27 protein-coding genes are annotated in these 26,523 nt (G+C 70.9%); 8 read left to right on the top strand and 19 right to left on the bottom strand.

Features of this window, described 5'->3' with window-relative positions:
* Positions 1-25 precede the first annotated feature (25 nt).
* The 9 genes from ACFYNX_RS10040 to ACFYNX_RS10000 form a co-directional block, all read right to left on the bottom strand.
* Positions 26-391, bottom strand: a complete 366-nt coding sequence (locus ACFYNX_RS10040) for a VOC family protein (RefSeq protein WP_125656278.1) — start codon at positions 389-391, stop codon at positions 26-28.
* A 50-nt stretch (positions 392-441) separates the two neighbouring features.
* The gene (locus ACFYNX_RS10035; RefSeq protein ID WP_055644196.1) at positions 442-780 is read right to left on the bottom strand and encodes a metal-sulfur cluster assembly factor; all 339 of its coding nucleotides are present in this window, start codon (positions 778-780) and stop codon (positions 442-444) included.
* Positions 777-1,250: a Fe-S cluster assembly sulfur transfer protein SufU gene (gene sufU / locus ACFYNX_RS10030; RefSeq protein ID WP_125656281.1), complete on the bottom strand. Its 474-nt coding sequence runs from the start codon at positions 1,248-1,250 to the stop codon at positions 777-779. The genes ACFYNX_RS10035 and sufU overlap by 4 nt, the downstream gene beginning before the upstream one ends.
* Before the next feature lie 9 nt (positions 1,251-1,259).
* The gene (locus tag ACFYNX_RS10025; protein ID WP_388659541.1) at positions 1,260-2,528 is read right to left on the bottom strand and encodes a cysteine desulfurase; all 1,269 of its coding nucleotides are present in this window, start codon (positions 2,526-2,528) and stop codon (positions 1,260-1,262) included.
* Complete coding sequence (gene sufC / locus ACFYNX_RS10020; RefSeq protein ID WP_017238623.1) at positions 2,525-3,289, bottom strand: Fe-S cluster assembly ATPase SufC; 765 nt, start codon at positions 3,287-3,289, stop codon at positions 2,525-2,527. Before sufC ends, ACFYNX_RS10025 begins: the two co-directional genes overlap by 4 nt.
* A gap of 7 nt (positions 3,290-3,296) precedes the next feature.
* Positions 3,297-3,614: a bifunctional 3-phenylpropionate/cinnamic acid dioxygenase ferredoxin subunit gene (locus tag ACFYNX_RS10015; RefSeq protein ID WP_365540804.1), complete on the bottom strand. Its 318-nt coding sequence runs from the start codon at positions 3,612-3,614 to the stop codon at positions 3,297-3,299.
* Positions 3,614-4,795, bottom strand: a complete 1,182-nt coding sequence (sufD, locus tag ACFYNX_RS10010) for a Fe-S cluster assembly protein SufD (RefSeq protein ID WP_388659537.1) — start codon at positions 4,793-4,795, stop codon at positions 3,614-3,616. Before sufD ends, ACFYNX_RS10015 begins: the two co-directional genes overlap by 1 nt.
* Positions 4,796-4,857: 62 nt before the next feature.
* The gene (gene sufB, locus ACFYNX_RS10005) at positions 4,858-6,273 is read right to left on the bottom strand and encodes a Fe-S cluster assembly protein SufB (protein WP_125656288.1); all 1,416 of its coding nucleotides are present in this window, start codon (positions 6,271-6,273) and stop codon (positions 4,858-4,860) included.
* Positions 6,270-6,995, bottom strand: a complete 726-nt coding sequence (locus tag ACFYNX_RS10000; protein WP_125656291.1) for a metalloregulator ArsR/SmtB family transcription factor — start codon at positions 6,993-6,995, stop codon at positions 6,270-6,272. Before ACFYNX_RS10000 ends, sufB begins: the two co-directional genes overlap by 4 nt.
* Positions 6,996-7,175: 180 nt before the next feature.
* Here ACFYNX_RS10000 and ACFYNX_RS09995 point away from each other — a divergent pair, with 180 nt between their 5' ends.
* The 3 genes from ACFYNX_RS09995 to ACFYNX_RS09985 all read left to right on the top strand — a co-directional run bounded on the left by ACFYNX_RS09995 (position 7,176) and on the right by ACFYNX_RS09985 (position 9,949).
* Entirely contained in the window at positions 7,176-8,114 is a 939-nt protein-coding gene (locus ACFYNX_RS09995; RefSeq protein ID WP_388659533.1) for an ABC transporter ATP-binding protein, read from the top strand.
* Positions 8,111-8,899, top strand: a complete 789-nt coding sequence (locus tag ACFYNX_RS09990; protein ID WP_365540809.1) for an ABC transporter permease — start codon at positions 8,111-8,113, stop codon at positions 8,897-8,899. Before ACFYNX_RS09995 ends, ACFYNX_RS09990 begins: the two co-directional genes overlap by 4 nt.
* Positions 8,900-8,980: 81 nt before the next feature.
* On the top strand, positions 8,981-9,949 hold the full coding sequence (locus ACFYNX_RS09985; protein WP_388659799.1) for a heme A synthase: 969 nt from the start codon (positions 8,981-8,983) through the stop codon (positions 9,947-9,949).
* 116 nt (positions 9,950-10,065) lie between these two features.
* Here the strand turns inward: ACFYNX_RS09985 and ACFYNX_RS09980 are convergent, their stop codons facing one another.
* Both ACFYNX_RS09980 and ACFYNX_RS09975 read right to left on the bottom strand, forming a co-directional pair.
* Positions 10,066-10,410 carry a hypothetical protein gene (locus tag ACFYNX_RS09980; protein ID WP_388659530.1) on the bottom strand — a complete coding sequence of 115 codons (345 nt, stop codon included), beginning with the start codon at positions 10,408-10,410 and terminating at the stop codon, positions 10,066-10,068.
* A gap of 98 nt (positions 10,411-10,508) precedes the next feature.
* Entirely contained in the window at positions 10,509-11,456 is a 948-nt protein-coding gene (locus tag ACFYNX_RS09975; RefSeq protein ID WP_388659527.1) for a heme o synthase, read from the bottom strand.
* Between the two features lie 313 nt (positions 11,457-11,769).
* Between ACFYNX_RS09975 and tkt the strand changes: the two genes are divergently transcribed.
* From tkt to pgl, 5 genes are read left to right on the top strand one after another with little or no spacing between them, the layout of a single operon-like run.
* On the top strand, positions 11,770-13,872 hold the full coding sequence (tkt, locus tag ACFYNX_RS09970; protein WP_388659524.1) for a transketolase: 2,103 nt from the start codon (positions 11,770-11,772) through the stop codon (positions 13,870-13,872).
* Between the two features lie 36 nt (positions 13,873-13,908).
* On the top strand, positions 13,909-15,027 hold the full coding sequence (tal, locus tag ACFYNX_RS09965; protein ID WP_388659521.1) for a transaldolase: 1,119 nt from the start codon (positions 13,909-13,911) through the stop codon (positions 15,025-15,027).
* A 5-nt stretch (positions 15,028-15,032) separates the two neighbouring features.
* Positions 15,033-16,565 (top strand): glucose-6-phosphate dehydrogenase, encoded by a 1,533-nt coding sequence (gene zwf / locus ACFYNX_RS09960; protein WP_365540816.1) that lies wholly within the window; start codon positions 15,033-15,035, stop codon positions 16,563-16,565.
* Positions 16,562-17,632 carry a glucose-6-phosphate dehydrogenase assembly protein OpcA gene (gene opcA, locus ACFYNX_RS09955; RefSeq protein WP_388659518.1) on the top strand — a complete coding sequence of 357 codons (1,071 nt, stop codon included), beginning with the start codon at positions 16,562-16,564 and terminating at the stop codon, positions 17,630-17,632. The genes zwf and opcA overlap by 4 nt, the downstream gene beginning before the upstream one ends.
* Positions 17,629-18,411 carry a 6-phosphogluconolactonase gene (pgl, locus tag ACFYNX_RS09950; RefSeq protein WP_125656323.1) on the top strand — a complete coding sequence of 261 codons (783 nt, stop codon included), beginning with the start codon at positions 17,629-17,631 and terminating at the stop codon, positions 18,409-18,411. Before opcA ends, pgl begins: the two co-directional genes overlap by 4 nt.
* 34 nt (positions 18,412-18,445) lie before the next feature.
* On the opposite strand, the gene ACFYNX_RS09945 is transcribed toward pgl, so the two are convergent.
* From ACFYNX_RS09945 to gap, 8 genes are all read right to left on the bottom strand, one after another.
* Positions 18,446-20,119, bottom strand: a complete 1,674-nt coding sequence (locus ACFYNX_RS09945; RefSeq protein WP_388659515.1) for a PH domain-containing protein — start codon at positions 20,117-20,119, stop codon at positions 18,446-18,448.
* Positions 20,116-20,616 carry a PH domain-containing protein gene (locus ACFYNX_RS09940; protein WP_365540823.1) on the bottom strand — a complete coding sequence of 167 codons (501 nt, stop codon included), beginning with the start codon at positions 20,614-20,616 and terminating at the stop codon, positions 20,116-20,118. The genes ACFYNX_RS09945 and ACFYNX_RS09940 overlap by 4 nt, the downstream gene beginning before the upstream one ends.
* A gap of 5 nt (positions 20,617-20,621) precedes the next feature.
* Complete coding sequence (gene pgi, locus ACFYNX_RS09935; RefSeq protein ID WP_388659510.1) at positions 20,622-22,283, bottom strand: glucose-6-phosphate isomerase; 1,662 nt, start codon at positions 22,281-22,283, stop codon at positions 20,622-20,624.
* 190 nt (positions 22,284-22,473) lie between these two features.
* Positions 22,474-22,809 (bottom strand): RNA polymerase-binding protein RbpA, encoded by a 336-nt coding sequence (locus ACFYNX_RS09930; protein ID WP_003957010.1) that lies wholly within the window; start codon positions 22,807-22,809, stop codon positions 22,474-22,476.
* Between the two features lie 77 nt (positions 22,810-22,886).
* Positions 22,887-23,117, bottom strand: a complete 231-nt coding sequence (gene secG, locus ACFYNX_RS09925; protein WP_030205174.1) for a preprotein translocase subunit SecG — start codon at positions 23,115-23,117, stop codon at positions 22,887-22,889.
* Positions 23,118-23,214: 97 nt separating this feature from the next.
* Complete coding sequence (gene tpiA, locus ACFYNX_RS09920) at positions 23,215-23,991, bottom strand: triose-phosphate isomerase (protein WP_388659507.1); 777 nt, start codon at positions 23,989-23,991, stop codon at positions 23,215-23,217.
* A 7-nt stretch (positions 23,992-23,998) separates the two neighbouring features.
* The gene (locus ACFYNX_RS09915; RefSeq protein WP_388659505.1) at positions 23,999-25,210 is read right to left on the bottom strand and encodes a phosphoglycerate kinase; all 1,212 of its coding nucleotides are present in this window, start codon (positions 25,208-25,210) and stop codon (positions 23,999-24,001) included.
* Between the two features lie 106 nt (positions 25,211-25,316).
* Complete coding sequence (gap, locus tag ACFYNX_RS09910) at positions 25,317-26,327, bottom strand: type I glyceraldehyde-3-phosphate dehydrogenase (protein WP_125656338.1); 1,011 nt, start codon at positions 26,325-26,327, stop codon at positions 25,317-25,319.
* Positions 26,328-26,523: the final 196 nt, after the last annotated feature.

Genomic DNA, 26,523 nt, shown 5'->3' with positions numbered 1-26,523 from the left:
CGCCCTCAAGGACGCGGGCCGTCCCTCAGTCCGTGAGCGACCGCTTCGGCCGCAGCACGCAGAACTCGTTCCCCTCGGGATCCGCGAGGGTGACCCAGGTCGCGTCCTCGCCCTGACCGACGTCGATCCGGGTCGCCCCGAGGGCGAGGATCCGCTCCACCTCGGCGTCCCGGTCGTCGGGCGCCAGGTCGATGTGCAGCCGGTTCTTGACCGTCTTGGACTCGGGCACGGGCAGGAAGCACATCCCGGGCAGGGCGTGCTCGTCGGCCCCGATCACGACCTCGTGCTCGTCCTCGTAGAGGACCTTCCAGTCCAGGACCGCCGCCCAGAAGCGGGCCTGCGCGGGCAGGTCGTGGGCGTCGACGGCGAGGTGGTACATGCGAACGGCCATGCTCCCCAGTCTGTCAGGGGAGCACGGCCGTTCGTGCGAAGCGGGACCGCTCAGACGTTGAAGCCGAGCGCGCGGAGCTGCTCGCGCCCGTCGTCCGTGATCTTGTCCGGACCCCACGGCGGCATCCAGACCCAGTTGATCTTCAGTTCGCTGACGATGCCGTCCGTGGCGGACTTCGCCTGGTCCTCGATCACGTCGGTCAGCGGGCAGGCCGCCGACGTCAGGGTCATGTCCAGCGTCGCGACGTTGGAGTCGTCGATGTGGATGCCGTAGATCAGGCCCAGGTTGACGACGTCAATGCCCAGCTCGGGGTCGACGACGTCGTACAGCGCCTCGCGGACTTCTTCCTCGGAGGCCGGCTTCATGGTGGCCCCGGCGTTCTCGGTCATGCCGACTTCCTCTCGGACTTCTGGTCGTCGTCCCCCAGTGCCTGGGCGGTCGCGTCCTTCCACGCCATCCAGCTCAGCAGGGCGCACTTCACGCGGGCGGGGTACTTGGAGACCCCGGCGAACGCGACCGCGTCCTCCAGGACCTCCTCCATCGCCTCGTCCGGCTCGATCCGGCCCTTGGACTGCATCAGCTCCAGGAACGTGCCCTGGATCCGCTGCGCCTCGGCCAGCTCCTTGCCGACGAGCAGCTCGTTGAGGACGGAGGCCGAGGCCTGGCTGATGGAACAGCCCTGTCCCTCGTACGACACGTCCGCGATGCGCGAGCCGTCGTACTTCACGCGGAGCGTGATCTCGTCGCCGCACGTCGGGTTGACGTGGTGCACCTCGGCGTCGCCGTCCCGCAGACCGCGCCCGTGCGGGTGCTTGTAGTGGTCCAGGATGACGTCCTGGTACATCGAATCCAGCTTCACGAGCGTCCCCTAGCCGAAGAAGTTCCGTACGTGCTCCAGTCCCTCGACCAGGGCGTCGACCTCGGCCGGAGTGGAGTACAGATAGAACGACGCCCGCGTGGTCGCGGGAATTCCGTAGCGGAGGCAGACCGGCCGCGCGCAGTGGTGGCCGACCCGGACCGCGATGCCCTGCTCGTCGAGGACCTGGCCCACGTCGTGCGGGTGGATGTCGCCGAGCGTGAAGGAGATCGCCGCGCCGCGGTCCTCGGCCGTGGTGGGGCCGATGATCCGCAGGTCCGGGACCTCCTGGAGGCGCCGGACGGCGTACTCGGTGATCGCGTGCTCGTGGCGCTGGATGTTCTCCATGCCGATCGCCGAGAGGTAGTCCACGGCCGCGCCGAGGCCGACGGCCTGCGCGATCGGGGGCGTGCCCGCCTCGAACTTGTGCGGGGCCGGCGCGTAGGTCGAGGAGTGCATCGAGACGGTCTCGATCATCTCGCCGCCGCCGAGGAAGGGCGGCAGGTCCTCCAGGAGCTCCTGCCGTCCCCACAGCACGCCGATGCCGGTCGGGCCGCACATCTTGTGGCCGGTGAAGGCCACGAAGTCGGCCTGGAGCGCCTGCACGTCCAGGACCATGTGCGGGGCCGCCTGGGAGGCGTCGATGCAGACGAGCGCACCGACCTCCTGGGCGCGGCGGATGATCGTCTCGACCGGGTTGAACGTGCCGAGCAGGTTCGAGACCAGGGTGAAGGAGACGATCTTGGTCTTCTCGGTGATGACCTCTTCGATGTTCGAGAGGTCGAGACGGCCGTCGTCGGTGAGGCCGAACCACTTCAGCTTCGCGCCCGTGCGCTGCGAGAGGAGCTGCCACGGCACGATGTTGGAGTGGTGCTCCATCTCCGTGATGGCGATCTCGGTCTCGTGGTCCACGCGGTAGGGCTCGTCGGCCCAGCCCAGCATGTTGGCCACGAGGTTGAGCGACTCCGAGGCGTTCTTGGTGAAGATCACCTCGTCGCGGCTCGGTGCGTTGATGAACGCCGCGACCTTGTCGCGGGCGCCCTCGTACAGCGCCGTCGCCTCCTCGGCGACCGTGTAGACGCCGCGGTGGACGTTGGCGTTGTGGCGCTCGTAGTACGTGTTGAGCGCGTCGAGCACCTGCCGCGGCTTCTGCGAGGTCGCCGCGGAGTCCAGGTACACGATCTTCTTGCCGTCGTGGACCGTGCGATCCAGGAGGGGGAAGTCCTTGCGGATCGCCTCGGTGTCGAGGAGGCCGGAGAGCCCCTGATGGGCAGAAGTCACGCGGACGCGCCACCCTTCACGTACTTGTCGTAGCCCTCGTTCTCGAGCTGGTCGGCGAGCTCGGCGCCGCCGGACTCGGCGATGCGGCCGTTCGCGAACACGTGCACGAAGTCGGGCTTGATGTAGCGCAGGATGCGCGTGTAGTGGGTGATCAGCAGGGTGCCGACCTCACCGGTCTCGCGGACGCGGTTGACGCCCTCGGAGACGATCCGCAGGGCGTCGACGTCGAGGCCGGAGTCGGTCTCGTCGAGGATCGCGATCTTCGGCTTGAGCAGTTCGAGCTGAAGGATCTCGTGGCGCTTCTTCTCGCCGCCGGAGAAGCCCTCGTTGACGTTGCGCTCGGCGAAGGCCGGGTCCATCTGGAGCTGCTCCATCGCGGACTTGACCTCCTTCACCCAGGTGCGCAGCTTGGGCGCCTCGCCGCGGACGGCGGTGGCGGAGGTGCGCAGGAAGTTGGAGACCGAGACGCCGGGGACCTCGACCGGGTACTGCATGGCCAGGAAGACGCCGGCGCGGGCGCGCTCGTCGACCGACATCTCCAGGACGTCCTCGCCGTCGAGGGTGACGGTGCCGCCGGTGACCGTGTACTTCGGGTGGCCGGCCAGCGAGTAGGCCAGGGTCGACTTGCCGGAGCCGTTGGGGCCCATGACGGCGTGGGTCTCGCCCTGCTTGATGGTCAGGTCGACGCCCTTGAGGATCTCGCGGGGGCCGTTCTCCGCCTCGACGGAGACGTGCAGGTCGTGGATTTCAAGCGTAGCCATGGGTGACTCAGGACTCCTGGGTGACGGAGACGAGCACATCGTCCCCTTCGATCTTTACGGGGTATACGGGGACGGGGCGCGTCGCGGGAAGACCGGAGGGCTTGCCGGTGCGCAGGTCGAAGCTGGAGCCGTGCAGCCAGCACTCGATGGCGCAGTCCTCGACCTCGCCCTCCGAGAGGGAGACGTTCGCGTGCGAGCAGACGTCGTTGATCGCGAACACCTCGCCCTCGGTGTGCACGACCGACACTGGCGTGCCGTCGACCTCGACCCGCCTGGGGGTGTCGGCCTCGAGCTCGCTCAGCGCGCAGACTCGGACGAAGGCCATCAGACGGAGGCCTCCAGCTCGGCCTCGATCTTGGCGATCAGGCGCTCCTGGACGTCGGGCAGGCCGATCTGCTGGACCAGCTCGGCGAAGAAGCCGCGGACGACGAGGCGACGGGCCTCGGTCTCCGGGATGCCGCGGGCCATCAGGTAGAAGAGCTGCTCGTCGTCGAAGCGGCCGGTGGCCGAGGCGTGACCGGCGCCGGCGATCTCGCCGGTCTCGATCTCCAGGTTCGGCACGGAGTCGACCCGGGCGCCGTCCGTGAGGACCAGGTTCCGGTTCAGCTCGTACGTGTCGGTGCCCTCGGCGGCGGCCTGGATGAGCACGTCGCCGATCCAGACGGCGTGCGCGTCCTGGCCCTGCAGCGCGCCCTTGTAGGCCACGTTGGACTTGCAGTGCGGGGTGTTGTGGTCGACCAAGAGGCGGTGCTCCTGGTGCTGGCCCGCGTCGGTGAAGTACAGGCCGAAGAGCTCGGCCTCGCCGCCGGGGGCGGCGTACGCCACGCGCGGGTGGATGCGGACGACGTCGCCGCCGAAGGTGACGACGACCGACTTGAAGGAGGCGTCGCGGCCGACCAGCGCGTTGTGCTGGGCGACGTGGACGGCCTTCTCGTCCCAGTCCTGGACGGAGACGACGGTGAGCTTCGCGCCGTCGCCGAGGACGTAGTCCACGTTGGCGGCGAGGACGGCGTCACCGGTGTGGTCGATGACCACGACGGCCTCGGCGAAGGCGCCGAGCTCGATCACCAGGTTGCCGAAGGCGACCCCGCCCCGGCCGTGCACGGCGATGCGGACCGGCTCGGCGAGGACGGCGTCCTTGGCGATGGTGACGACCGAGGCCTTCTCGAACGAGGAGTACGCCTGGGCGGCGACCCGGTCGACGGGCTTGCCCGCCTTGCCGAGGCGCTCGTCGTCGCGGCCGACGGTCTCGACGGTGACGCCCTCGGGGGCCTCGATGTCGACCTCGACGCCCTCGCCGGAGGCGACGGCGGTGCCGTCGTGCAGGCCGCGCAGGCGCTCCAGCGGGGTGAACCGCCACTCCTCCTCGCGGCCGTGCGGGACGGGGAAGTCCGCGACGTCGAAGGACGGGGGCGCGCTCATGCGCGTGGCGACGGTGGACTCGGCGGCCACCGCGATCGAGCCGGCAGTGGTCGAACCTGCCGGGATGTTCTGGGCCTCAGCCATGGCTGTCGTGTTGCTCTCTTCCTGCGTACGGGGGAACGGTCGCTGCGGGTGGGCGGAGGGCCTTAGCCGACCGAGCCCTCCATCTGCAGCTCGATCAGCCGGTTGAGCTCCAGCGCGTACTCCATCGGGAGCTCCTTGGCGATGGGCTCGACGAAGCCGCGGACGATCATCGCCATGGCCTCGAACTCGGTGAGGCCGCGGCTCATCAGGTAGAAGAGCTGGTCCTCGGAGACCTTGGAGACGGTGGCCTCGTGGCCCATGGAGACGTCGTCCTCGCGCACGTCCACGTAGGGGTACGTGTCGGAGCGGGAGATGGTGTCGACGAGCAGCGCGTCGCAGAGCACGTTGGACTTGGCGCCCGGGGCACCCTCGCCGATCTCGATGAGACCGCGGTAGGAGGTGCGGCCGCCGCCTCGCGCCACCGACTTGGAGACGATGTTGGAGGAGGTGTTCGGGGCCATGTGGACCATCTTGGCGCCGGCGTCCTGGTGCTGGCCCTCGCCCGCGAAGGCGATGGACAGGGTCTCGCCCTTGGCGTGCTCGCCCATGAGGTAGACGGCCGGGTACTTCATGGTGACCTTGGAGCCGATGTTGCCGTCGACCCACTCCATGGTGGCGCCCTCGTAGGCGACGGCGCGCTTGGTCACCAGGTTGTAGACGTTGTTCGACCAGTTCTGGATGGTCGTGTAGCGGCAGCGGCCGCCCTTCTTGACGACGATCTCGACCACGGCGCTGTGCAGCGAGTCCGAGGAGTAGATCGGGGCGGTGCAGCCCTCGACGTAGTGGACGTAGGCGTCCTCGTCGACGATGATCAGCGTCCGCTCGAACTGGCCCATGTTCTCCGTGTTGATGCGGAAGTAGGCCTGGAGCGGGATCTCGACGTGCACGCCCTTCGGCACGTAGATGAAGGAGCCGCCGGACCACACGGCCGTGTTCAGGGAGGCGAACTTGTTGTCGCCGACCGGGATGACGGTGCCGAAGTACTCCTTGAAGAGCTCCTCGTGCTCCTTCAGGGCGGTGTCGGTGTCGACGAAGACGACGCCCTGCTCCTCCAGGTCCTCGCGGATCTGGTGGTAGACGACCTCGGACTCGTACTGGGCGGCGACGCCGGCGACGAGGCGCTGCTTCTCCGCCTCGGGGATGCCGAGCTTGTCGTACGTGTTCTTGATGTCCTCGGGCAGTTCCTCCCAGGAAGCGGCCTGCTTCTCGGTGGAGCGCACGAAGTACTTGATGTTGTCGAAGTCGATGCCGGAGAGGTCGGAGCCCCAGGTCGGCATGGGCTTCTTGCCGAAGAGCCGCAGACCCTTGAGACGCAGCTTCAGCATCCACTCGGGCTCGTTCTTCTTCGCGGAGATGTCGCGGACGACGTCTTCGTTCAGACCGCGCTTGGCGGTGGCGCCGGCCGCGTCCGAGTCGGCCCAGCCGTACTCGTACCGACCCAGGCCCTCAAGCTCGGGGTGGCTGATCTCGGTGGTCATGCGGGGTTCCTCCCGGCCGTACGTGCGGATGCTGATTCGGTGGTCTGTGGGGCGCCGTGCGGGATGAACGTGGTGCAGACGCCGTCACCATGCGCGATGGTGGCCAGACGCTGGACGTGCGTTCCCAGGAGGCGGGAGAAGAACTCCGTCTCCGCCTCGCACAGCTGGGGGTACTGCTCGGCGACGTGGGCTACCGGGCAGTGGTGCTGGCAGAGCTGCTGGCCGACCGGCGCGTTCCGCGCAGTGGCAGCGTACCCGTCCGCCGTGAGGGCCCTGGCGAGCGCCTCGGTCCGCCGCGCGGGCTCGGCCGCCTCGACGGCCTCGCGGTACGCGCTTCCCTGGCTCTCGATCCGGTCCCGGGCGAAGGCGGCGACGGCCTCCTCGCCCCCGGCGTTGCGCTCGATCCAGCGGAGCGCCTCGACGGCGAGCGAGTCGTACGACTGGTCGAAGGCGTCCCGGCCGCAGTCGGTCAGCGCGAAGACCTTGGCGGGGCGGCCGCGGCCGCGGTTGCCGTAGACGCGCTTCTCGCGGGCCTCGACGACGTTCTCCGCCACCAGCGAGTCGAGGTGGCGGCGGACGGCGGCCTGGGTGAGGCCGAGCCGTTCGGCCAGATCGGCGACGGTCGACGGCCCGTGGTCGAGGATCGACCGCGCGACCCGGTTGCGCGTGGAGCGCTCCCGGGTAGCGAGTTCCTCCACCGGAGCCGCTCCCACGTTTTTCACAACACCATTGTTGCGTAATTAATCGGGGAGTGACAAGCGGCACCCGCCGCGCGGACGGTGCCGTGCGTCACTCAGGTAAGCCTTACCTGACCTGCGGAAACGATCATTCGTGGGATGAATTCGACCACTCTTCGGGCCCCGCGCCCGGGGGACCCGGGGGCGCTCTCTAGACTTCCCGGCATGCACGGGAAGCCCACGGCCGAGTCGGTCGTCCAGGTCCGCGGCCTGGTCAAGCGGTACGGAGACAAGACCGCCGTCGACGGCCTCGACCTCGACGTACGGTCCGGCACCGTCACCGCCGTCCTCGGTCCCAACGGGGCCGGCAAGACCACCACGATCGAGACCTGCGAGGGCTACCGCAGGCCCGACGGCGGCACCGTCCGGGTCCTCGGCCTGGACCCGGTCGCCGACGCGGCCGCCCTGCGCCCCCGGATCGGCGTCATGCTCCAGTCCGGCGGCGTCTACTCCGGCGCCCGCGCCGACGAGATGCTCCGCCACATGGCGAAGCTGCACGCCCACCCGCTGGACGTGGACGCCCTGATCGAGCGGCTCGGCCTCGGCTCCTGCGGCCGTACGAGCTACCGGCGCCTCTCCGGCGGCCAGCAGCAGCGCCTCGCGCTCGCCATGGCCGTCGTCGGGCGCCCCGAGCTGGTCTTCCTCGACGAGCCCACCGCCGGCCTCGACCCGCAGGCACGGCGCGCCACCTGGGACCTGGTCCGCGAGCTGCGCGCCGACGGGGTGACCACCGTCCTCACCACGCACTTCATGCAGGAGGCCGAGGAGCTGGCCGACGACGTCGCCATCGTCGACGCCGGCCGGATCGCCGCCCAGGGCAGCCCCGAGGAGCTGTGCCGCGGCGGCGCCGAGAACACCCTGCGCTTCACCGGCCGCCCCGGGCTCGACCTGGGCTCCCTGCTCAAGGCGCTCCCGGACGGCACGGCCGCGGCGGAGACGCTCCCCGGCACGTACCGGATCACCGGCGGCGTCGACCCGCAGCTCCTCGCGACGGTCACCAGTTGGTGCGCCCAGCACGGCGTCATGCCGGACGGCATCGCGGTCGAGCGCCACACCCTCGAAGACGTATTCCTGGAGCTCACGGGCAAGGAGCTGAGGTCATGAGCACGGAAGCCCCTCTCCCGAAGTCCACCGGGACCTACTCCCCCCGGCCCGGCGCCGCCCCCGTCGGGCGGATGATCGCCGCGCAGACCGCCCTGGAGACCAGGATGCTGCTGCGCAACGGCGAGCAGTTGCTCCTGACGGTGATCATCCCCTCGCTGCTCCTGGTGCTGTTCTCCACCGTCGACGTCGTCGACACCGGGGCCGGGAAGCCCGTCGACTTCCTCGCCCCCGGCGTCCTCGCGCTCGCCGTGATGTCCACCGCCTTCACCGGCCAGGCCATCGCGACCGGCTTCGAACGCCGGTACGGGGTGCTCAAGCGCCTGGGGGCCTCGCCGCTCCCCCGCCGCGCCCTGATGACCGCCAAGACGCTCGCCGTCCTGGTCACCGAGGTCCTCCAGGTCGCGCTCCTGACCGCGATCGCGCTCGCGCTCGGCTGGTCCCCGCACGGGAACCCGCTCCCGGTGCTGCTGCTCCTGGTCCTCGGCACGGCCGCCTTCTCCGGCCTCGGCCTGCTGATGGCCGGGACGCTGCGGGCCGAGGCCACCCTGGCCGCCGCCAACCTGGTCTTCCTGCTGCTCCTGGTGGGCGGCGGGGTGATCGTGCCCCTGGAGAAGTTCGGCGCGGCGGGCGACGTGCTCGCCCTGCTGCCGATCGCGGCCCTCTCGGACGGCCTGCGGGACGTCCTCCAGGGCGGGGCGGCGATGCCGTGGGGCGACGCGCTGGTCCTCGCGGTGTGGGCGGTCCTGGGCCTCGGGGCGGCGGCGAGGTTCTTCCGCTGGGAGTGACCCTCCCCGGGGAGTAACCGTAAGGTTCCGTTCGGCCACATACGCCCCCCTCGTGAAAGCGCGCACAAGCGCCGTCCTACGATAGGGCCCGTGCTGACCCCCCTCGCCCTCATCGCCCGGCGCTGGACCCCGTCCCCCGGGACGCTCCGGCGCGCCGCGCTCTCCGCCGTCGTGATGAGCGTGCTCATCATCGTCACGGGCGGCGCGGTCCGGCTGACCGGCTCCGGTCTCGGCTGCGACACCTGGCCCAAGTGCACGGACGACAGCCTCTTCGCCACGCCCGAGCAGGGCCTCCACGGCGCCATCGAGTTCGGCAACCGGATGCTGACGTACGTCCTGTCGGCGGCCGTCGGCTGGGCCATCATCGCCGTGCGCTCGGTCAAGCCGCGCCGGCGCGGCCTCACCCGGCTCGCCTGGGTCCAGTTCTGGATCGTGATGAGCAACGCCGTCCTCGGCGGCATCACGGTGTGGATGGGCCTCAACCCGTGGACGGTCGCCGGCCACTTCCTCGCCGCGAACGCGCTGCTCACGGTCGCCGTCGTCACCTGGCACCGGACCGGCGAGGGCGACACCGCCCCCCGCCCGCGCGTGCCGCGCCCGGTCCGCCGGCTGTCCTGGGCGATCACGGTCGCCTCGGGCCTGCTGATCGCGCTCGGCACCACCGTGACCGGCTCCGGCAAGCACGCCGGCGACAGCAGCGACGTCCCGCGCATGCCCTGGGACTGGACGAACGCCGCGCACGCGCACGCGATCGCCGCCTGGATCGTCTGCGCCCTCGCGGTCGCGATGTGGCTGGTCCTGCGCGCGGTGGACGCCCCGGACGACACCCGGGCCCGCGCCCGCGACCTGCTGATCGTGCTGCTCGCGCAGGGCGGGATCGGCTACGTCCAGTACTTCACCGGGGTCCCCGAGCTCCTGGTCGCCGCCCACATGCTCGGCTCCTCGCTGATGTGGATCGCGGTCCTGCGGCTCGCCCTGAGCATGCGCGAGCGCCCGCTGAGCACGCCGGCGATCCCGGCCCAGGCCGATCCGGAGCTCGCGACGGCCTGACGGCCCCGCCCGCCCTCGTACGTCCCCGTACGCCTTCCGCGCACACAGAAGGGCCCACCGGTTCCCGCGAGCCGGTGGGCCCTTTTGTACGGGCGCGTACGGGCGCGTCCGCCGCCTCAGCGGTCGGAGGGGCCGCCGATCTGGATGCCCGCCATCCGGCTCCACTCGTACGGACCGGTGACGACCTTCGCGGCGAACTCGCCGTCGAACTCCTCGTGGAGCGTCAGGCCGGCCTTCTCGGCCGCCTGCTCGGCGACCGCGTACGTCGGGGCGACGAGGTCGCCCCAGAGGCCGTCCGCGCCGACGAGGACGATCCGGGTGCCCGCCTGGCCGATGTGCTCCAGGTGGCCCTCGGAGCCGCCGTGCTCCTTGGAGAAGGCCTGGATCTGCTTGGTGAGCCGGGCGACCCTGCGCTCGTCCTTCTTCGTGCCTGCCGTCGTGTCTGCCGTCGTGTCTGCCATGGCAAGGATGCTACCGACGGGTAGATCGAACGGCGACGGCCGGGCCGCGTGGCGTTTCCCACGCGGCCCGGCCGTCGGCCGAGCGGTTCTGACGGGGGTCAGCGGAGGAAGGGGTCCACCGCGACCGCCACGAAGAGCAGCGAGACGTAGGTGATGGACCAGTGGAAGAGGCGCATCTCCTTGAGCTTGGCGCCCGTCGCGCCGTCCTTGGCCCGGTTGAGCAGCCCGTGCGCCTCCCAGAGCCACCAGCCGCCGGTGAGCAGCGCCACGGCGGTGTAGAACCAGCCCGTGTAGCCCAGCGGGGTGAGCAGCAGCGAGACGGCGACCATGACCCAGCTATAGGCCACGATCTGCTTGGCGACGACCTTGTTGGAGGCGATCACCGGGAGCATGGGGACGCCCACGCGCGCGTAGTCCTCCTTGACCTTCATCGACAGCGGCCAGTAGTGCGGCGGCGTCCAGAAGAAGATGACCATGAAGAGGACGACCGCGGCCCAGGACATCGAGTTCGTGACCGAGGACCAGCCGATGAGCACGGGCATGCAGCCGGCGATGCCGCCCCAGACGATGTTCTGCGCGGTCCGCCGCTTGAGGATCATCGTGTAGACGACCACGTAGAAGAGGAGCGCGCCGAGCGAGAGCCAGGCGGAGAGCCAGTTGACGAGCAGGCCGAACCAGAGCGTGGAGACCACCGCGAGGGTGAGGCCGAAGACCAGGCCCTCGCGCGGCGAGACCATGCCGGTGACCAGCGGACGCTGGGACGTGCGGTCCATCAGGGCGTCGATGTCGCGGTCGATGTACATGTTGAGCGCGTTCGCGCCGCCCGCCGACAGGTAGCCGCCGAAGCAGGTGGCGAGCACCAGCCAGAGGTTCGGCACGCCCTGCTCGGCGAGGAACATCACCGGGACGGTCGTGATGAGCAGCAGCTCGATGATCCGCGGCTTGGTCAGCGCCACGAATGCCTTGACGCGGGCCCCGAACGGCCGATGGCCCCCCGGGCTGGGAGTCAAGACGACCCCTGCGGGTCGGGACTCGACGGCCGTCACGCACACCCCTGACAGAGAAATCCCAGCAAGCTCCCCGGATGAGAACGGGGTGGAGCTTGCGCGTACCACGCCACTCTAGACGTTGCCCAGACGCCGATCTTCGCGGGGGTGGGGTCGTGTTGAAGGGGTACGCCCCCAGGGGTGGACCGCGCTCGGGAGGCGAAGTCGCACGGCCACCGGCAGTCTTGCCATGTGCGCTCATTTGAGGGGCATGAGCACGAAAAGAGGGCCGTCCGGCGGGGGTAGGCTCGACACCGCCGGTACACCCTCAGTCACCGGCTTCAGAACATGTGGAGAGGAGCCCTGACCCAGGGTGAGCACTAAGCCGACCACCACAGACCTCGAGTGGACCGAATTGGACCAGCGGGCCGTAGACACCGCCCGCGTCCTGGCCGCGGACGCCGTACAGAAGGTCGGCAACGGCCATCCCGGTACGGCGATGAGCCTGGCGCCCGTCGCGTACACCCTCTTCCAGAAGGTGATGCGCCACGACCCGGCCGACCCCCAGTGGGTCGGGCGCGACCGGTTCGTGCTCTCCGCCGGCCACTCGTCCCTGACCCTCTACACCCAGCTCTACCTGGGTGGCTTCGGTCTCGAACTGGACGACCTGAAGGCCTTCCGCACCTGGGGTTCGAGGACCCCCGGCCACCCGGAGTACGGCCACACCGCCGCCGTCGAGACGACCACGGGCCCGCTGGGCCAGGGCGTCGCCAACGCCGTGGGCATGGCGATGGCCGCCCGCTTCGAGCGCGGCCTGTTCGACCCGGAGGCGCCGGCCGGCACCTCGCCGTTCGACCACCACATCTACGCGATCGCCGGTGACGGCTGCCTCCAGGAGGGCATCTCCGCCGAGGCGTCCTCGATGGCCGGCCACCAGAAGCTCGGCAACCTGACCCTGCTGTGGGACGACAACCACATCTCGATCGAGGGCGACACCGAGACGGCCGTGTCCGAGGACACGATCAAGCGGTACGAGGCGTACGGCTGGCACGTGCAGCGCGTCGAGCCGCAGGAGAACGGCGACCTGGACCCGGCCGGGCTCTACGCGGCGATCCGCGCGGCCGAGGCCGAGACCGAGCGCCCGTCGTTCATCGCGATGCGCTCGATCATCGCCTGGCCCGCCCCGAACGCGCAGAACACCGAGGCCGCCCACGGCTCGGCGCTGGGCGACGAGGAGGTCGCGGCCACCAAGCGCGTCCTGGGCTTCGACCCGGAGAAGACCTTCGAGGTCTCCGACGAGGTCATCGCGCACACCCGCGCGCTCGGCGAGCGGGGCCGCGAGGCGCGCGTGGAGTGGGAGAAGCAGCTCGCGGAGTGGCGTACGGCCAACCCGGAGCGCGCGGCCGAGTTCGACCGCGTCCAGGCCAACGAGCTGCCCGCGGGCTGGGCCGAGAAGCTTCCGGTCTTCGAGCCGGGCAAGGGCGTGGCCACCCGTGCCGCCTCGGGCCAGGTCCTCAAGGCGCTCGGTTCGGTCATCCCCGAGCTGTGGGGCGGCTCGGCCGACCTCGCCGGCTCGAACAACACGACGATCGACAAGGACTCGTCGTTCCTGCCCGAGGGCAACCCGCTGCCGGAGGCCGACAAGTACGGCCGCACGATCCACTTCGGCATCCGCGAGCACTCGATGGCCGCCGAGATGAACGGCATCGCGCTGCACGGCAACACGCGGATCTACGGCGGCACCTTCCTGGTGTTCTCCGACTACATGCGCAACGCGGTGCGCCTGTCGGCCCTGATGCACCTGCCGGTGACCTACGTCTGGACCCACGACTCGATCGGTCTGGGCGAGGACGGCCCCACCCACCAGCCGGTGGAGCACCTGGCCTCGCTGCGCGCGATCCCGGGTCTGAACCTGGTCCGCCCGGCCGACGCCAACGAGACGGCCCTGGCCTGGCGCGAGATCATGGAGCGCCACACCAAGGTCTTCGGCAAGGGCGCCCCGCACGGTCTGGCGCTCACCCGCCAGGGCGTGCCGACGTACGCGCCGAACGAGGACACGGTCAAGGGCGGCTACGTGCTGTTCGACGCCGAAGGGCCCTCCGGGCAGGGCACGGAGCCCGAGGTCGTGCTGATCGCGACCGGCTCCGAGGTGCACCTGGCCGTCGAGGCCCGCGAGCAGCTCCAGGCCGCCGGCACCCCCACCCGCGTGGTGTCGATGCCGTCGGTGGAGTGGTTCGAGGAGCAGGACCGGGCGTACAAGGAGTCCGTCCTGCCGCCGTCGGTCCGCGCCCGGGTCGCGGTCGAGGCCGGCATCGGCCTGACCTGGCACAAGTACGTCGGCGACGCCGGCCGGATCGTCTCCCTGGAGCACTTCGGCGCCTCGGCGGACGCGAAGGTCCTCTTCCGCGAGTTCGGCTTCACGCCCGAGGCGATCGTCGCCGCCGCGCGGGAATCGATCGACGCCGCCGCGCGCTGACGCCCATACGTACGACTTATTGGAGATGCAACTCTCATGACAGACGCACTCAAGCGCCTCTCCGACGAAGGCGTCGCGATCTGGCTGGACGACCTCTCGCGCCAGCGGATCACCTCCGGCAACCTGGCGGAGCTCATCGACCAGAGCCACGTGGTCGGTGTCACCACCAACCCGTCGATCTTCCAGAAGGCGATCTCCGAGGGCCACGGCTACGACCAGCAGGTCTCCGACCTCGCGGCCCGCCGGGTGACCGTCGAAGAGGCGATCCGGATGATCACGACGGCGGACGTCCGCGACGCCGCCGACATCCTGCGCCCGGTCTTCGACGCGACCGACGGCCAGGACGGCCGGGTCTCCATCGAGGTCGACCCCCGCCTCGCGCACGACACCAAGGCCACGGTCGCCGAGGCCAAGCAGCTCGCGTGGCTGGTGGACCGGCCCAACGCACTGATCAAGATCCCGGCCACCGAGGCGGGTCTGCCGGCGATCACCGAGGTCATCGGCCTCGGCATCAGCGTCAACGTGACACTGATCTTCTCGCTGGAGCGCTACCGCCTGGTCATGGACGCCTACCTGGCGGGCCTGGAGAAGGCCCGCGAGCGCGGCCTGGACCTCGCGAAGATCCACTCGGTGGCCTCCTTCTTCGTCTCCCGCGTGGACACGGAGATCGACAAGCGCCTGGACGGCATCGGCACCGACGAGGCCGAGGCGCTCAAGGGCAAGGCCGCCCTGGCCAACGCCCGTCTGGCCTACGAGGCGTACGAGGAGGTCTTCTCCGGCGAGCGCTGGGAGGCCCTCGACAAGGCGCACGCCAACAAGCAGCGCCCCCTGTGGGCCTCGACCGGCGTCAAGGACCCGGCGTACAAGGACACCCTGTACGTCGTGGACCTGGTCGCCCCCGGCACGGTCAACACCATGCCCGAGGCCACCCTGGAGGCCACCGCCGACCACGGCGAGGTCACCGGCGACACCATCCGGGGCACGTACGACGACTCCCGCGCGGTCCTGGAGGCCGTCGCGAAGCTGGGCATCGGCTACGACGAGGTCGTCCAGCTCCTGGAGGACGAGGGCGTCCAGAAGTTCGAGGCGTCCTGGAACGACCTGCTCAAGTCCACCGAGGCGGAGCTGAAGCGCCTCGCACCTTCGGAGGCGTAATCACCTTGAGCGCAGTCCACGGAGGCAATCCGCTCCGTGACGCCGCAGACCGACGGCTCCCGCGCATCGCGGGGCCGTCGGGTCTGGTGATCTTCGGCGTTACGGGCGATTTGTCCCGAAAGAAGCTGATGCCCGCCGTCTACGACCTGGCCAACCGCGGCCTGCTGCCGCCGGGCTTCTCGCTCGTCGGCTTCGCCCGGCGCGAATGGCAGGACGAGGACTTCGCGCAGGAGGTCTACGAGGCCGTCAAGCAGCACTCGCGCACCCCCTTCCGCGAGGAGGTCTGGCAGCAGCTCATCCAGGGCATGCGGTTCGTCCAGGGCGACTTCGACGACGACGAGGCCTTCGAGCAGCTCAAGACCACCGTCGAGGAGCTGGACAAGGCCCAGGGCACCGGCGGCAACTTCGCCTTCTACCTGTCGGTCCCGCCCAAGTTCTTCCCCAAGGTCGTCCAGCAGCTCAAGAAGCACGGGCTCGCCGACCAGAAGGACGGCTCCTGGCGCCGCGCGGTCATCGAGAAGCCCTTCGGGCACGACCTGGCCTCCGCCAAGGAGCTCAACGAGGTCGTCCACGAGGTCTTCCCGCCGCACGAGGTCTTCCGGATCGACCACTACCTCGGCAAGGAGACCGTCCAGAACATCCTGGCGCTCCGCTTCGCCAACACCCTCTTCGAGCCGATCTGGAACCGGTCGTACGTCGACCACGTGCAGATCACCATGGCCGAGGACATCGGCATCGGCGGCCGCGCCGGCTACTACGACGGCATCGGCGCCGCCCGAGACGTCATCCAGAACCACCTGCTCCAACTGCTCGCGCTGACCGCGATGGAGGAGCCCGCCTCCTTCGACGCCGACGCGCTGGCCGCCGAGAAGACCAAGGTCCTCGGCGCGGTGAAGCTGCCCAGGGACCTGGGCGCGTCCACGGTCCGCGGCCAGTACGCGGCCGGGTGGCAGGGCGGCGAGAAGGCCGTCGGCTACCTCCAGGAAGACGGCATCGACCCGCAGTCGAAGACCGACACCTACGCGGCCGTGAAGCTGGAGATCGACAACCGCCGCTGGGCGGGCGTCCCCTTCTACCTGCGCACCGGCAAGCGCCTGGGCCGCCGCGTCACCGAGATCGCGGTCGTCTTCCAGCGCGCCCCGCACTCCCCCTTCGACCACACCGCGACCGAGGAGCTCGGCCGCAACGCCATCGTCATCCGGGTCCAGCCGGACGAGGGCGTGACGGTGCGGTTCGGCTCCAAGGTGCCCGGCACCCAGATGGAGATCCGGGACGTGTCGATGGACTTCGCGTACGGCGAGTCCTTCACGGAGTCCAGCCCGGAGGCGTACGAGCGGCTCATCCTCGACGTCCTGCTCGGCGACTCGAACCTCTTCCCGCGCGTGGAGGAGGTCGAGCTGTCCTGGAAGATCCTCGACCCGATCGAGAGGTTCTGGGACGAGCACGGCAAGCCCGCGCAGTACCAGTCCGGGACCTGGGGTCCGGTCGAGGCGGACGAGATGCTCGCACGAGACGGCAGGAGCTGGCGCCGGCCATGAAGACCGACCTGACGGACACCACGTCCTCCAAGATCAACAAGGCGCTGGTGCTCGGGCGGCGGGCGATCGGCGCACCGGCCGTCGGCATGGTGCTCACCCTCGTCATCGTCACCGACGAGGAGAACGCCTACGACGCGCTGAAGGCGGCCAACGAGGCGTCCCGCGAGCACCCCTCGCGGACCCTCGTCGTCATCAAGAGGGTCTCGCGCTCGCCGCGGGACCGTGCCAAGGCACGGCTCGACGCCGAGGTCCGCCTCGGCGCCGACGCCAGCGCCGGCGAAACGGTGGTGCTCCGGCTGTACGGCGAGGTCGTCGACCACGCCCAGTCGGTGGTGCTGCCGCTGCTGCTCCCCGACGCCCCGGTCGTCGTCTGGTGGCCGGTGGACGCCCCGACCGACCCGGCGAAGGACCCGCTGGGCGCGCTCGCCCAGCGCCGGGTGACCGACACGTACGCCGCCGAGCAGCCCATCGAGGAGCTGACGGCGCGGGCGGAGACGTACACCCCGGGCGACACGGACCTCTCGTGGACCCGGATCACCCCGTGGCGTTCGATGCTGGCCGCCGCGCTCGACCAGGTCGTCTGCGAGGTCTCCGCCGCCGAGGTGGAGGGCGAGGAGTTCAACCCGAGCGTGGAACTGCTCGCGATGTGGGTGGCGGACCGGCTGAAGGTGCCGGTGCGGCGCTCGAAGTCGGCGGGGCCCGGCCTCACCTCCGTACGCCTGGAGACCGACTGCGGGCCGATCGTGCTCGACCGGCCGGACGGGTCGCTCGCCACGCTCTCCATCGAGGGCCAGCCGGACCGGGGGGTGGCGCTCAAGCGCCGCGACACGGCCGAGCTGATCGCGGAGGAGCTGCGCCGGCTCGACCCGGACGACACCTACGCGGCGGCGCTGAAGTTCGGCGTCGGGCGGCTCGACGAGCGGGCGGCGGTCACGGCGCCCGAGCCGGAGGAGGAGGTCGGGGTCGCCGTGGCGGAGACCGCGCCGGAGACCGCCCCCTCCGAGGAGAAGCCCGCCGCCAAGTCCGCGGCGAAGAAGGCCCCGGCCAGGAAGGCGGCGGCCAAGTGAGCGCCCCCCAGTTGGTCGTCCACCGTGACAAGGAGCTGATGGCGCAGGCCGCCGCGGCCCGGCTGATCACCCGGATCGTGGACGCCCAGGCCTCCCGGGGCTCCGCCTCGGTGGTGCTGACCGGCGGGCGCAACGGCAACGGGCTGCTCGCGGCCCTCGGTGCGGCGCCCGCGCGGGACGCGGTCGACTGGTCGCGGCTCGACCTGTGGTGGGGCGACGAGCGGTACCTGCCCGACGGGGACCCCGAGCGGAACGTCACCCAGGCCCGCGAGGCGCTGCTCGACCGGGTGCCGCTGGACCCCGCGCGGGTGCACGCCATGCCGGCCTCCGACGGGCCGTACGGCGACGACGTCGAGGCCGCCGCCGCTGCCTACGCGGAGGAGCTGGCCGCCGCGGCCGGCCCCGGCGACCACGGTGGCGTACCGGCGTTCGACGTGCTGATGCTGGGCGTCGGCCCGGACACGCACGTGGCCTCGCTCTTCCCCGAGCTGCCCGCCGTGCGCGAGAGCGAGCGGACGGTGGTCGGGGTGCGCGGCGCGCCGAAGCCTCCGCCGGTCCGGATCTCGCTGACGCTCCCGGCGATCCGGGCGGCGCGGGAGGTCTGGCTGCTCGCGGCCGGTGAGGACAAGGCGAAGGCGGCGGCGATCGCGCTGTCGGGCGCGGGCGAGGTGCAGGCCCCGGCGGCCGGTGCCCGCGGGCGCTCGCGCACGCTGTGGCTGCTCGACGCGGCGGCGGCCTCGGAGCTGCCGCGGAGCCTGTACCCGCCGGCCACGGCCTGATCCCCGCCGGTCGGTACGGCTCCGGAGGCCCGGTTCACCCCTCGGTGGACCGGGCCTCCGGCGTTTCCGTCTCCTTCGCGGGCTCCAGGAAGGGCGTGAGGAGCCCCGGTACGGCCTCGGCGGCGAAGGCCAGGCCCTGGCTCCGGCCCGCGTCGAGGATCTCGTACGCGCCCGATCCGGCCGCCGTCGTGGCGGTCAGGGTGACGAGGCCGGCGCGGCGCTGGACGTACGACTGCTTGACGGTCCAGCCGATGACGCCGGAGCGCTGGAGGGCGACCGTGGTCCGCCGGACCGTACCCGAACGGGTGACCAGGTACGCCCCGCTGACGCCGTGCCCGAGGTTCCGGTGGGCGTCGCGGGCGAGGAGCAGGGCGAGCGGAGTGAGGACGGCGGTCCAGCCGGCCGCTCCGTACAGCAGGGCCGGGGTGAGCAGGAGGCCGAGCAGGGCGAGGAGCGCGGCGGGCGTCAGGACGCTCCACAGGGCCCAGCGGATCCGCCGGTTCCGGGCGGCCCGGGGGTGGGCGGCGAGCGGCGCCCCGGTGGGCGGTCCGGGCTCGCGCAGGACCCGGGCGGCGACCCGGTCGGCCAGCGGGCGGGGGACGGCCGGTGTCAGGTTCTTGAGGTCGCCGTGCTTGTCCTCGTCCTTCTCGGCGAGGCCGGTGGCGACGGCGTCGACGCGGGCCGCCCCGAAGAGGCGCACGCCGAGCGGTTCGACGAGCTCGATCCCGCGCAGCCGCCGCTCCTCGATGGAGACCGAGCGGGCGGTGAGCAGGCCCCGGGTGACGCGCAGGGTGCCGCCGGGCTCGCGCTCCAGGCGGTAGTTCCACCACATCTCGACCCACAGGCCGAGGGCGCCGACGGCCCCGACGGCGAGGGCGACGAGGAGCAGCCAGAGGATCGTCCAGGGGATCGCGACGGAGCTGAAGCGCTCCCCTATCCAGTCGATGACCTCGCCCTGGGCGCCGAACCACTCGCTGACCTGCATGACCGCTCCGGCGGCGGCGCCGCCGAGGGCGGGGGCGACGAAGGAGACGGGGGCGTAGCGGATCCAGCGGAGGTCGAGGGTGGCGAGGGCGCCGTCGTGGCGGGGGTCCTCGGGCGCGGCGGCGCGGGTGAGGAGCTCGCGGCGGAGCCGTTCGCCCTCGGCGCGGGCGACCAGTTCGAGTGCGAGGGCCGCGTCGCCGCCGCTGTGCTCGCCGGTTCCGATGCGGACCTCGACCAGGCCGAGGACGCGCTGGAGGGGGTTGGCGGTGAGGTCCACGCTGCGGATGCGCTCGCGGGCCAGGGAGCGGCGCTTGAGGTGGAGCAGGCCGGTGTGGAGGTCGACGCGCTCGGGGCCGACGCGGTAGCGGGTGCGGAGCAGGCGCACCCGGTCGGCGCCGGTGCCGCCGAGGACCAGGAGGAGGGCTCCGGCGAGGACCCAGGCGACGGCCTGCCAGAGCGGCCGGGAGCCGGCGAGGCCGAGGGCGACGGGGAGCCCGGCGCCGCCGGCCACTCCGCACAGGAGGGCGGCGGTGGCGAGGAGGGTACGCGGGTCGAGCCGCCGCCACTCTGCCTCGGGCGCGTCGGGATGCCGTTCCCCCTCGGGCGCGTCGGCCTCCGGCCCGTCGAGGTGCCGCTCCCCCTCCGGTGCGTCGAGCCGCCGCTCCCCCTCCGCCTCCGGCCCGTCGAGCTGCCGCCGCTCCTCCCCGGGCGTCGGCTCGTTCACGTCGCGTCCCCCGGCGTGGCCTGGGTGACGGCGGTCAGCCGTTCCGCGAGGCCGGCGGCCAGTTCGTGGTCGAGGCCCTCGATCCGGACCGCGCCCTCGGAGGAGGCCGTGGTCACGGTGACGGTGGCGAGCCGGAAGTACTGCTCCAGAGGGCCGCGCGAGGTGTCGACGGTCTGGATCCGGGACATCGGGGCGATCCGCCACTCCTGCCAGAGCGCCCCGGTGCGCACGTAGACGGCCTCGTCGGTGGCTTCCCAGCGGTGCACCCGGAACCACCAGGCGGGGAGGAGCGCGGTGCAGGCCAGGCCCGTGGCCGCCACGGCCCCGGCCGCGACCAGCAGCCAGGTCCTGGCGGGCCCGATGAGCGCGCCGAGGACGGCCAGGACGGCCACCGGTACGGCGGTGGCCACCAGGAGCTGCGTCCGCCACCAGGTGACGGCCCGCCCGTCCACGGCGTTCCTCGGCGGCCTCAGCCGCACCGCGTCCTCCCCCCTCATGGCCGCTACCGGCCGCGCAGCGAGCGGTAGGCGGCGACGAGCCCCGCGGTCGAGCTGTCGAGCTCCTCCGCGCCCTCCCCGGTCGTCAGGACCGGCTCGATCCGCTTGGCGAGGACCTTGCCGAGCTCGACGCCCCACTGGTCGAAGGAGTCGATGTTCCAGATCGCGCCCTGGACGAAGACCTTGTGCTCGTAGAGCGCGATCAACTGGCCGAGGACGGACGGGGTGAGCGCGTCGGCGAGGATCGTGGTGGTGGGGTGGTCGCCCCGGAAGGTCTTGTGCGGGACGAGCTCCTCGGGGACGCCCTCGGCCCGTACCTCCTCGGGCGTCTTGCCGAAGGCGAGCGCCTGCGTCTGGGCGAAGAAGTTGGCCATGAGCAGGTCGTGCTGGGCGACGAGGCCGGGCTCCAGGTCGTCGACGGGCCGGGCGAAGCCGATGAAGTCGGCCGGGATCAGCTTGGTGCCCTGGTGGATCAACTGGTAGTACGCGTGCTGGCCGTTGGTGCCGGGGGTGCCCCAGACCACGGGCCCGGTCTGCCAGTCGACCCGCTCGCCCCCGCGGTCCACCGACTTGCCGTTGGACTCCATGTCGAGCTGCTGGAGGTAGGCGGTGAACTTGGACAGGTAGTGGGAGTACGGCAGGACGGCGTGCGACTGGGCGTCGAAGAAGTTGCCGTACCAGACGCCGAGGAGGCCGAGGAGCAGCGGCGCGTTCTCCTCGGGCGGGGCGGTGCGGAAGTGCTCGTCGACGAGGTGGAAGCCGTCGAGCATCTCGCGGAAGCGCTCCGGGCCGATGGCGATCATCAGGGAGAGGCCGATGGCGGAGTCGTAGGAGTAGCGGCCGCCGACCCAGTCCCAGAACTCGAACATGTTCGCGGTGTCGATGCCGAACTCCTCGACCTTCTCGGCGTTGGTCGAGAGGGCGACGAAGTGCTTGGCCACGGCCTCCTGGCCGGCGTCGAGACCGGCGAGGAGCCAGTCGCGGGCGGAGGTGGCGTTGGTGATGGTCTCGATGGTGGTGAAGGTCTTCGAGGCCACGATGAACAGCGTCTCGGCCGGGTCGAGGTCGTGGACGGCCTCGTGGAGGTCGGCGCCGTCGACGTTGGAGACGAAACGGAGCGTCAGGTCCCGCCGGGTGTAGGAGCGCAGGGCCTCGTAGGCCATGGCGGGGCCGAGGTCGGAGCCGCCGATGCCGATGTTGACGACGTTCTTGATCGGCCTGCCGGTGTGGCCGGTCCACTCGCCCGCGCGGACCTTCTCGGCGAAGTCGCCCATCCGGTCGAGGACGGCGTGGACGCCGGGGACGACGTTCTCCCCGTCGACCTCGACCACGGCGTCGCGGGGGGCGCGCAGCGCGGTGTGCAGGACCGCCCGGTCCTCGGTGGTGTTGATCTTCTCGCCGCGGAACATGGCGTCGCGCAGCTCGGCCACGCCGGTGGCGGCGGCCAGCTCCCGCAGCAGGGTCAGCGTCTCGTCGGTGACGAGGTGCTTGGAGTAGTCCAGGTAGAGGTCGCCGACCCTCAGGGTGAGGTCGGTGCCGCGCGTCGGGTCGGCGGCGAACAGCTCGCGCAGTCGGGGCGTGCCCAACTGTTCGCGGTGCTTGCCGAGGGCCGCCCACTCGGGCAGCCGGTTGAGCCTCGTGCGGCCTTCGTTCTTCATCTCGGACATCGCCCACTTCTCTCGTACGTGTCTGCCCCGCTGCCCCTCCAACCTAATTGATCAGAGGGGCCGGCGAGGCGACGGCGAGCGGGGCGCCCCGGCGCGGTCCCGGTGGACACGGGTCCCGGGAACGGCGGACGGGCCCCGCCCGCGAATCGAGTTCGCGGACGGGGCCCGTCCGTCACACCGTCACACCTGCTCAGATCTCGCCGCGCAGCTTGGCGAGGGCTTCGGCGAGGATCGCCTCGCCGTCCGCGTCGCTGCGCCGCTCGCGCACGTAGGCGAGGTGGGTCTTGTACGGCTCCGTGCGGGGCGGGTCCGGCGGGTTGTCGCGGTCCTGGCCGGCCGGGAAGCCGCAGCGCGGGCAGTCCCAGGTGTCGGGGACCTGCGCGTCGCTGGCGAAGCTCGGCTGTGTCTCGTGCCCGTTCGAGCACCAGAAGGAGATGCGGAGGCGCGGCGCCGACTCGCCCCGCTCGGCCTCGCCCATCGGCCCCGCTCCGACCCGGCTTCCCCGGATCGCGTTGCCACTTGCCACGGTCGTAACTCCCTGCGTGATGGTGCTCGAAGATGCCCCAGTCTACGTAAGGCCCAACGCGCGTCCAGTGATTGGAGTTACCCGTCCAACTTCATCAGCAGACCGAGGACCACAATGCAGGCGAACCAGAGCAGACCGACCACGACGGTGATGCGGTCCAGGTTGCGCTCGGCGACCGAGGAGCCGCCGACGGAGGACTGCATGCCGCCACCGAACATGTCGGAGAGGCCGCCACCCTTCCCCTTGTGCATCAGCACGAGCAGCATCAGCAGCGCGCTGAAGACGATCAGGGCGATCGAGAACCCCATAACCACGGCTGGACCAACTTCCTCGGACTTATACGGACGGGGGCCGGGCGCCTGCCCGACCCCCGCAAGGGTACGACGTAACTCCGCTACCGCATACTCACTGGTCGCGGAAGCGGACGATCTTGACGAACTCGTCGGCGTCCAGCGCGGCGCCGCCCACCAGGGCTCCGTCGACGTCCGGCTGGGCCATGATCGCGGCGACGTTCCCGGACTTGACCGAGCCGCCGTACTGGATGCGGACCTTGTCGGCCAGCTCCTGGGAGTACAGCTCGGCGAGGCGGCCGCGGATCGCCCCGCAGACCTCCTGGGCGTCCTCGGGGGTGGCGACCTCGCCGGTGCCGATGGCCCACACCGGCTCGTACGCGACCACGACCGTCTCGGCCTGCTCGGCCGGGACGTCCTTGAGGCCGCCGTCGAGCTGGGCGAGGGTGTGCTCGACCTGCTGTCCGGCCTTGCGGACGTCGAGGCCCTCGCCGACGCAGAGGATCGGGGTGATGCCGTGCTTGAAGGCGGCCTTCACCTTGGCGTTGCAGACCTCGTCGTCCTCGGCGTGGTACTGGCGGCGCTCGGAGTGGCCGACGGCCACGAAGGCGGTCTTCAGCTTGGAGAGCATCAGGCCGGAGATCTCGCCGGTGTAGGCGCCGGAGTCGTGCGCCGAGATGTCCTGGGCGCCGTACTTGATCTTCAGCTTGTCGCCGTCGACCAGGGTCTGGACGGACCGCAGGTCGGTGAAGGGGACCAGGACGGCGACCTCGACCGCGTCGTAGTCCTTGTCGGTCAGGGCGAAGGCGAGCTTCTGGACGTGGGCGATGGCCTCGAGGTGGTTGAGGTTCATCTTCCAGTTGCCCGCCATCAGCGGGGTGCGGGTGCTCATGGGTGGGTCAGTCCTCCAGTGCGGCGAGGCCGGGAAGCGTCTTGCCCTCGAGGTATTCGAGGGAGGCGCCGCCGCCGGTCGAGATGTGTCCGAACGCGTTCTCGTCGAAGCCCAGGATGCGGACCGCGGCGGCGGAGTCGCCGCCGCCGACCACGGTGAAGGCCGGGGAGTCGACGAGTGCCTGGGCGACGGCCTTGGTGCCCTCGGCGTAGTCGGGGTGCTCGAAGACGCCCATCGGGCCGTTCCAGAAGACGGTGGCCGCGTCGGCGAGCTTCGAGGCGTAGAGCTTGCGGGTCTCGGGGCCGATGTCGAGCCCCTCCTCGTCCGCGGGGATGGCGTCCGCGGCGACCGTGGTGGGATGCGCCGGGGCCTTGGTCTTCAGGTCCGGGAACTCGGGCGAGACCAGGACGTCGACGGGGAGCACGAACTCCACGCCGCGCTCCTTCGCGCGCGCCAGGTACTCCTGGACGGCCGGGATCTGGTCCTCCTGGAGGAGGGAGATGCCGACCTCGTGGCCCTGGGCCTTGAGGAAGGTGTACGCCATGCCGCCGCCGATGAGGATGCGGTCGGCCTTCTCCAGGAGGTGGTCGATCACGCCGAGCTTGTCGGAGACCTTGGCGCCGCCGAGGGCGACCACGTACGGCCGCCGCACGTCGTCCGTCAGCTTCTTCAGGACGCCGACCTCGGTGGCGATGAGGTGGCCGGCGGCGTGCGGGAGGCGCGCCGGGAGGTCGTAGACCGAGGCGTGCTTGCGGTGCACGGCGCCGAAGCCGTCGCCGACGTAGAGGTCGGCGAGGGCGGCGAGGCGGTCGGCGAAGGCGCCGCGCTCGGCGTCGTCCTTGGAGGTCTCGCCCGCGTTGAAGCGGAGGTTCTCCAGGACGGCGACCTGCCCGTTCCCGAGGCCCGCGACGGTCTCCGTGGCGGAGTCGCCGACCGTGTCGGTCGCGAACGCCACGTCGGCGCCGAGCAGTTCACCGAGGCGCGCGGCGGCCGGGGCGAGCGAGAACGCCGGGTCCGGGGCGCCCTTGGGGCGGCCCAGGTGCGAGGCGACCACGACGCGGGCGCCCGCGTCGGCGAGCGCCTCGACCGTGGGGACGACGGCGCGGATGCGTCCGTCGTCGGTGATGGTGGTGCCGTCGAGCGGCACGTTGAGGTCGGCGCGGACGAACACGCGCTTGCCTTCGACGCCCTCGTGGAGAAGCTCGTCGATCGTCTTCATCTGTTAACTGACTCCTTGGTACGCGGTGGAGCACACGAACAGGGCTCGCGCAGCGCGGCGTTGCGCTGCCCGAGCCCTGCTCACCATCGAAAACCCGCTCCGAAGCTTAGAGCTGGCCGCCGACGAAGACGGTGAGGTCGACGAGACGGTTGGAGTAGCCCCACTCGTTGTCGTACCAGCCGAGGATCTTGACCGACGTGCCGTCCTGGACCATCGTCAGGGAGGCGTCGAAGGTGCAGGACGCCGGGTCGCCCACGATGTCCGAGGAGACGATCGGGTCCTCGGTGTAGAACAGGAAGCCCTTGAGGGCGCCGTCGTCGGCGGCCTTCTTGAACGCGGCGTTGACCTCGTCCTTGGTGACCTCGCGGTCCAGGGTGACGACCAGGTCCGTGGCGGAGCCGGTCGGGACCGGGACGCGCATGGCGATGCCGTCGAGCTTGCCCTTGAGCTGCGGGAGGACCAGGGCGGTGGCCTTGGCGGCACCGGTCGTGGTCGGGATGATGTTCTCCGCGGCGGCGCGGGCGCGGCGCAGGTCCTTGTGCGGGAAGTCCAGGATGCGCTGGTCGTTGGTGTACGCGTGGACCGTGGTCATCAGGCCCTTGACGATGCCGAAGTTCTCGTCGAGGACCTTGGCCATCGGCGCCACACAGTTGGTGGTGCAGGACGCGTTCGAGATGACGTGGTGGTTCGCCGGGTCGTACTTGTCCTGGTTGACGCCCATCACGATGGTGATGTCCTCGTCCTTGGCCGGAGCCGAGATGAGGACCTTCTTGGCGCCGCCGGCGATGTGCTTCTCGGCGTCGGCCTTCTTGGTGAAGATGCCCGTCGACTCGATGACGATGTCGACGCCCAGCTCGCCCCAGGGGAGGTCGGCCGGGTCGCGCTCGGACAGCACCTTGATGGTGTGGCCGTCGACGGTGATGGTGTCCTCGGTGTGGGTCACCTCGGCCTTGAGGCGGCCCAGGATGGTGTCGTACTTCAGCAGGTGGGCCGTGGTCGCGGTGTCACCCAGGTCGTTGACAGCCACGATCTCGATGTCGGCACCCTGCTCAAGGAGCGCGCGGAAGTAGTTCCGGCCGATGCGGCCAAAGCCGTTGATGCCTACGCGGATCGTCACGAACCGATCTCCTCGTTAGGTACGCCGGTGTGTTCGACGCCGGCGAGATTTTTGTTTTTGGGATGTCCCCGACCACTTACGACCCTACCTCTCCGGAACCGCCGGAGTGACATCGAGCGCATCCGCGCGAGCCCGGAAAGTGAGGAAGAGCGGTCGGCGGCCCGTACCTACCAGCAGGTAAGGGCCGCCTTGGGAC

Origin of the sequence: Streptomyces sp. NPDC007872 (assembly GCF_042868165.1) — a bacterium.
In the GTDB taxonomy this organism is placed as follows: domain Bacteria; phylum Actinomycetota; class Actinomycetes; order Streptomycetales; family Streptomycetaceae; genus Streptomyces.
Note: the sequence above shows the minus strand (reverse complement) of the source record. Positions and strands in the feature narration are given on the sequence as shown.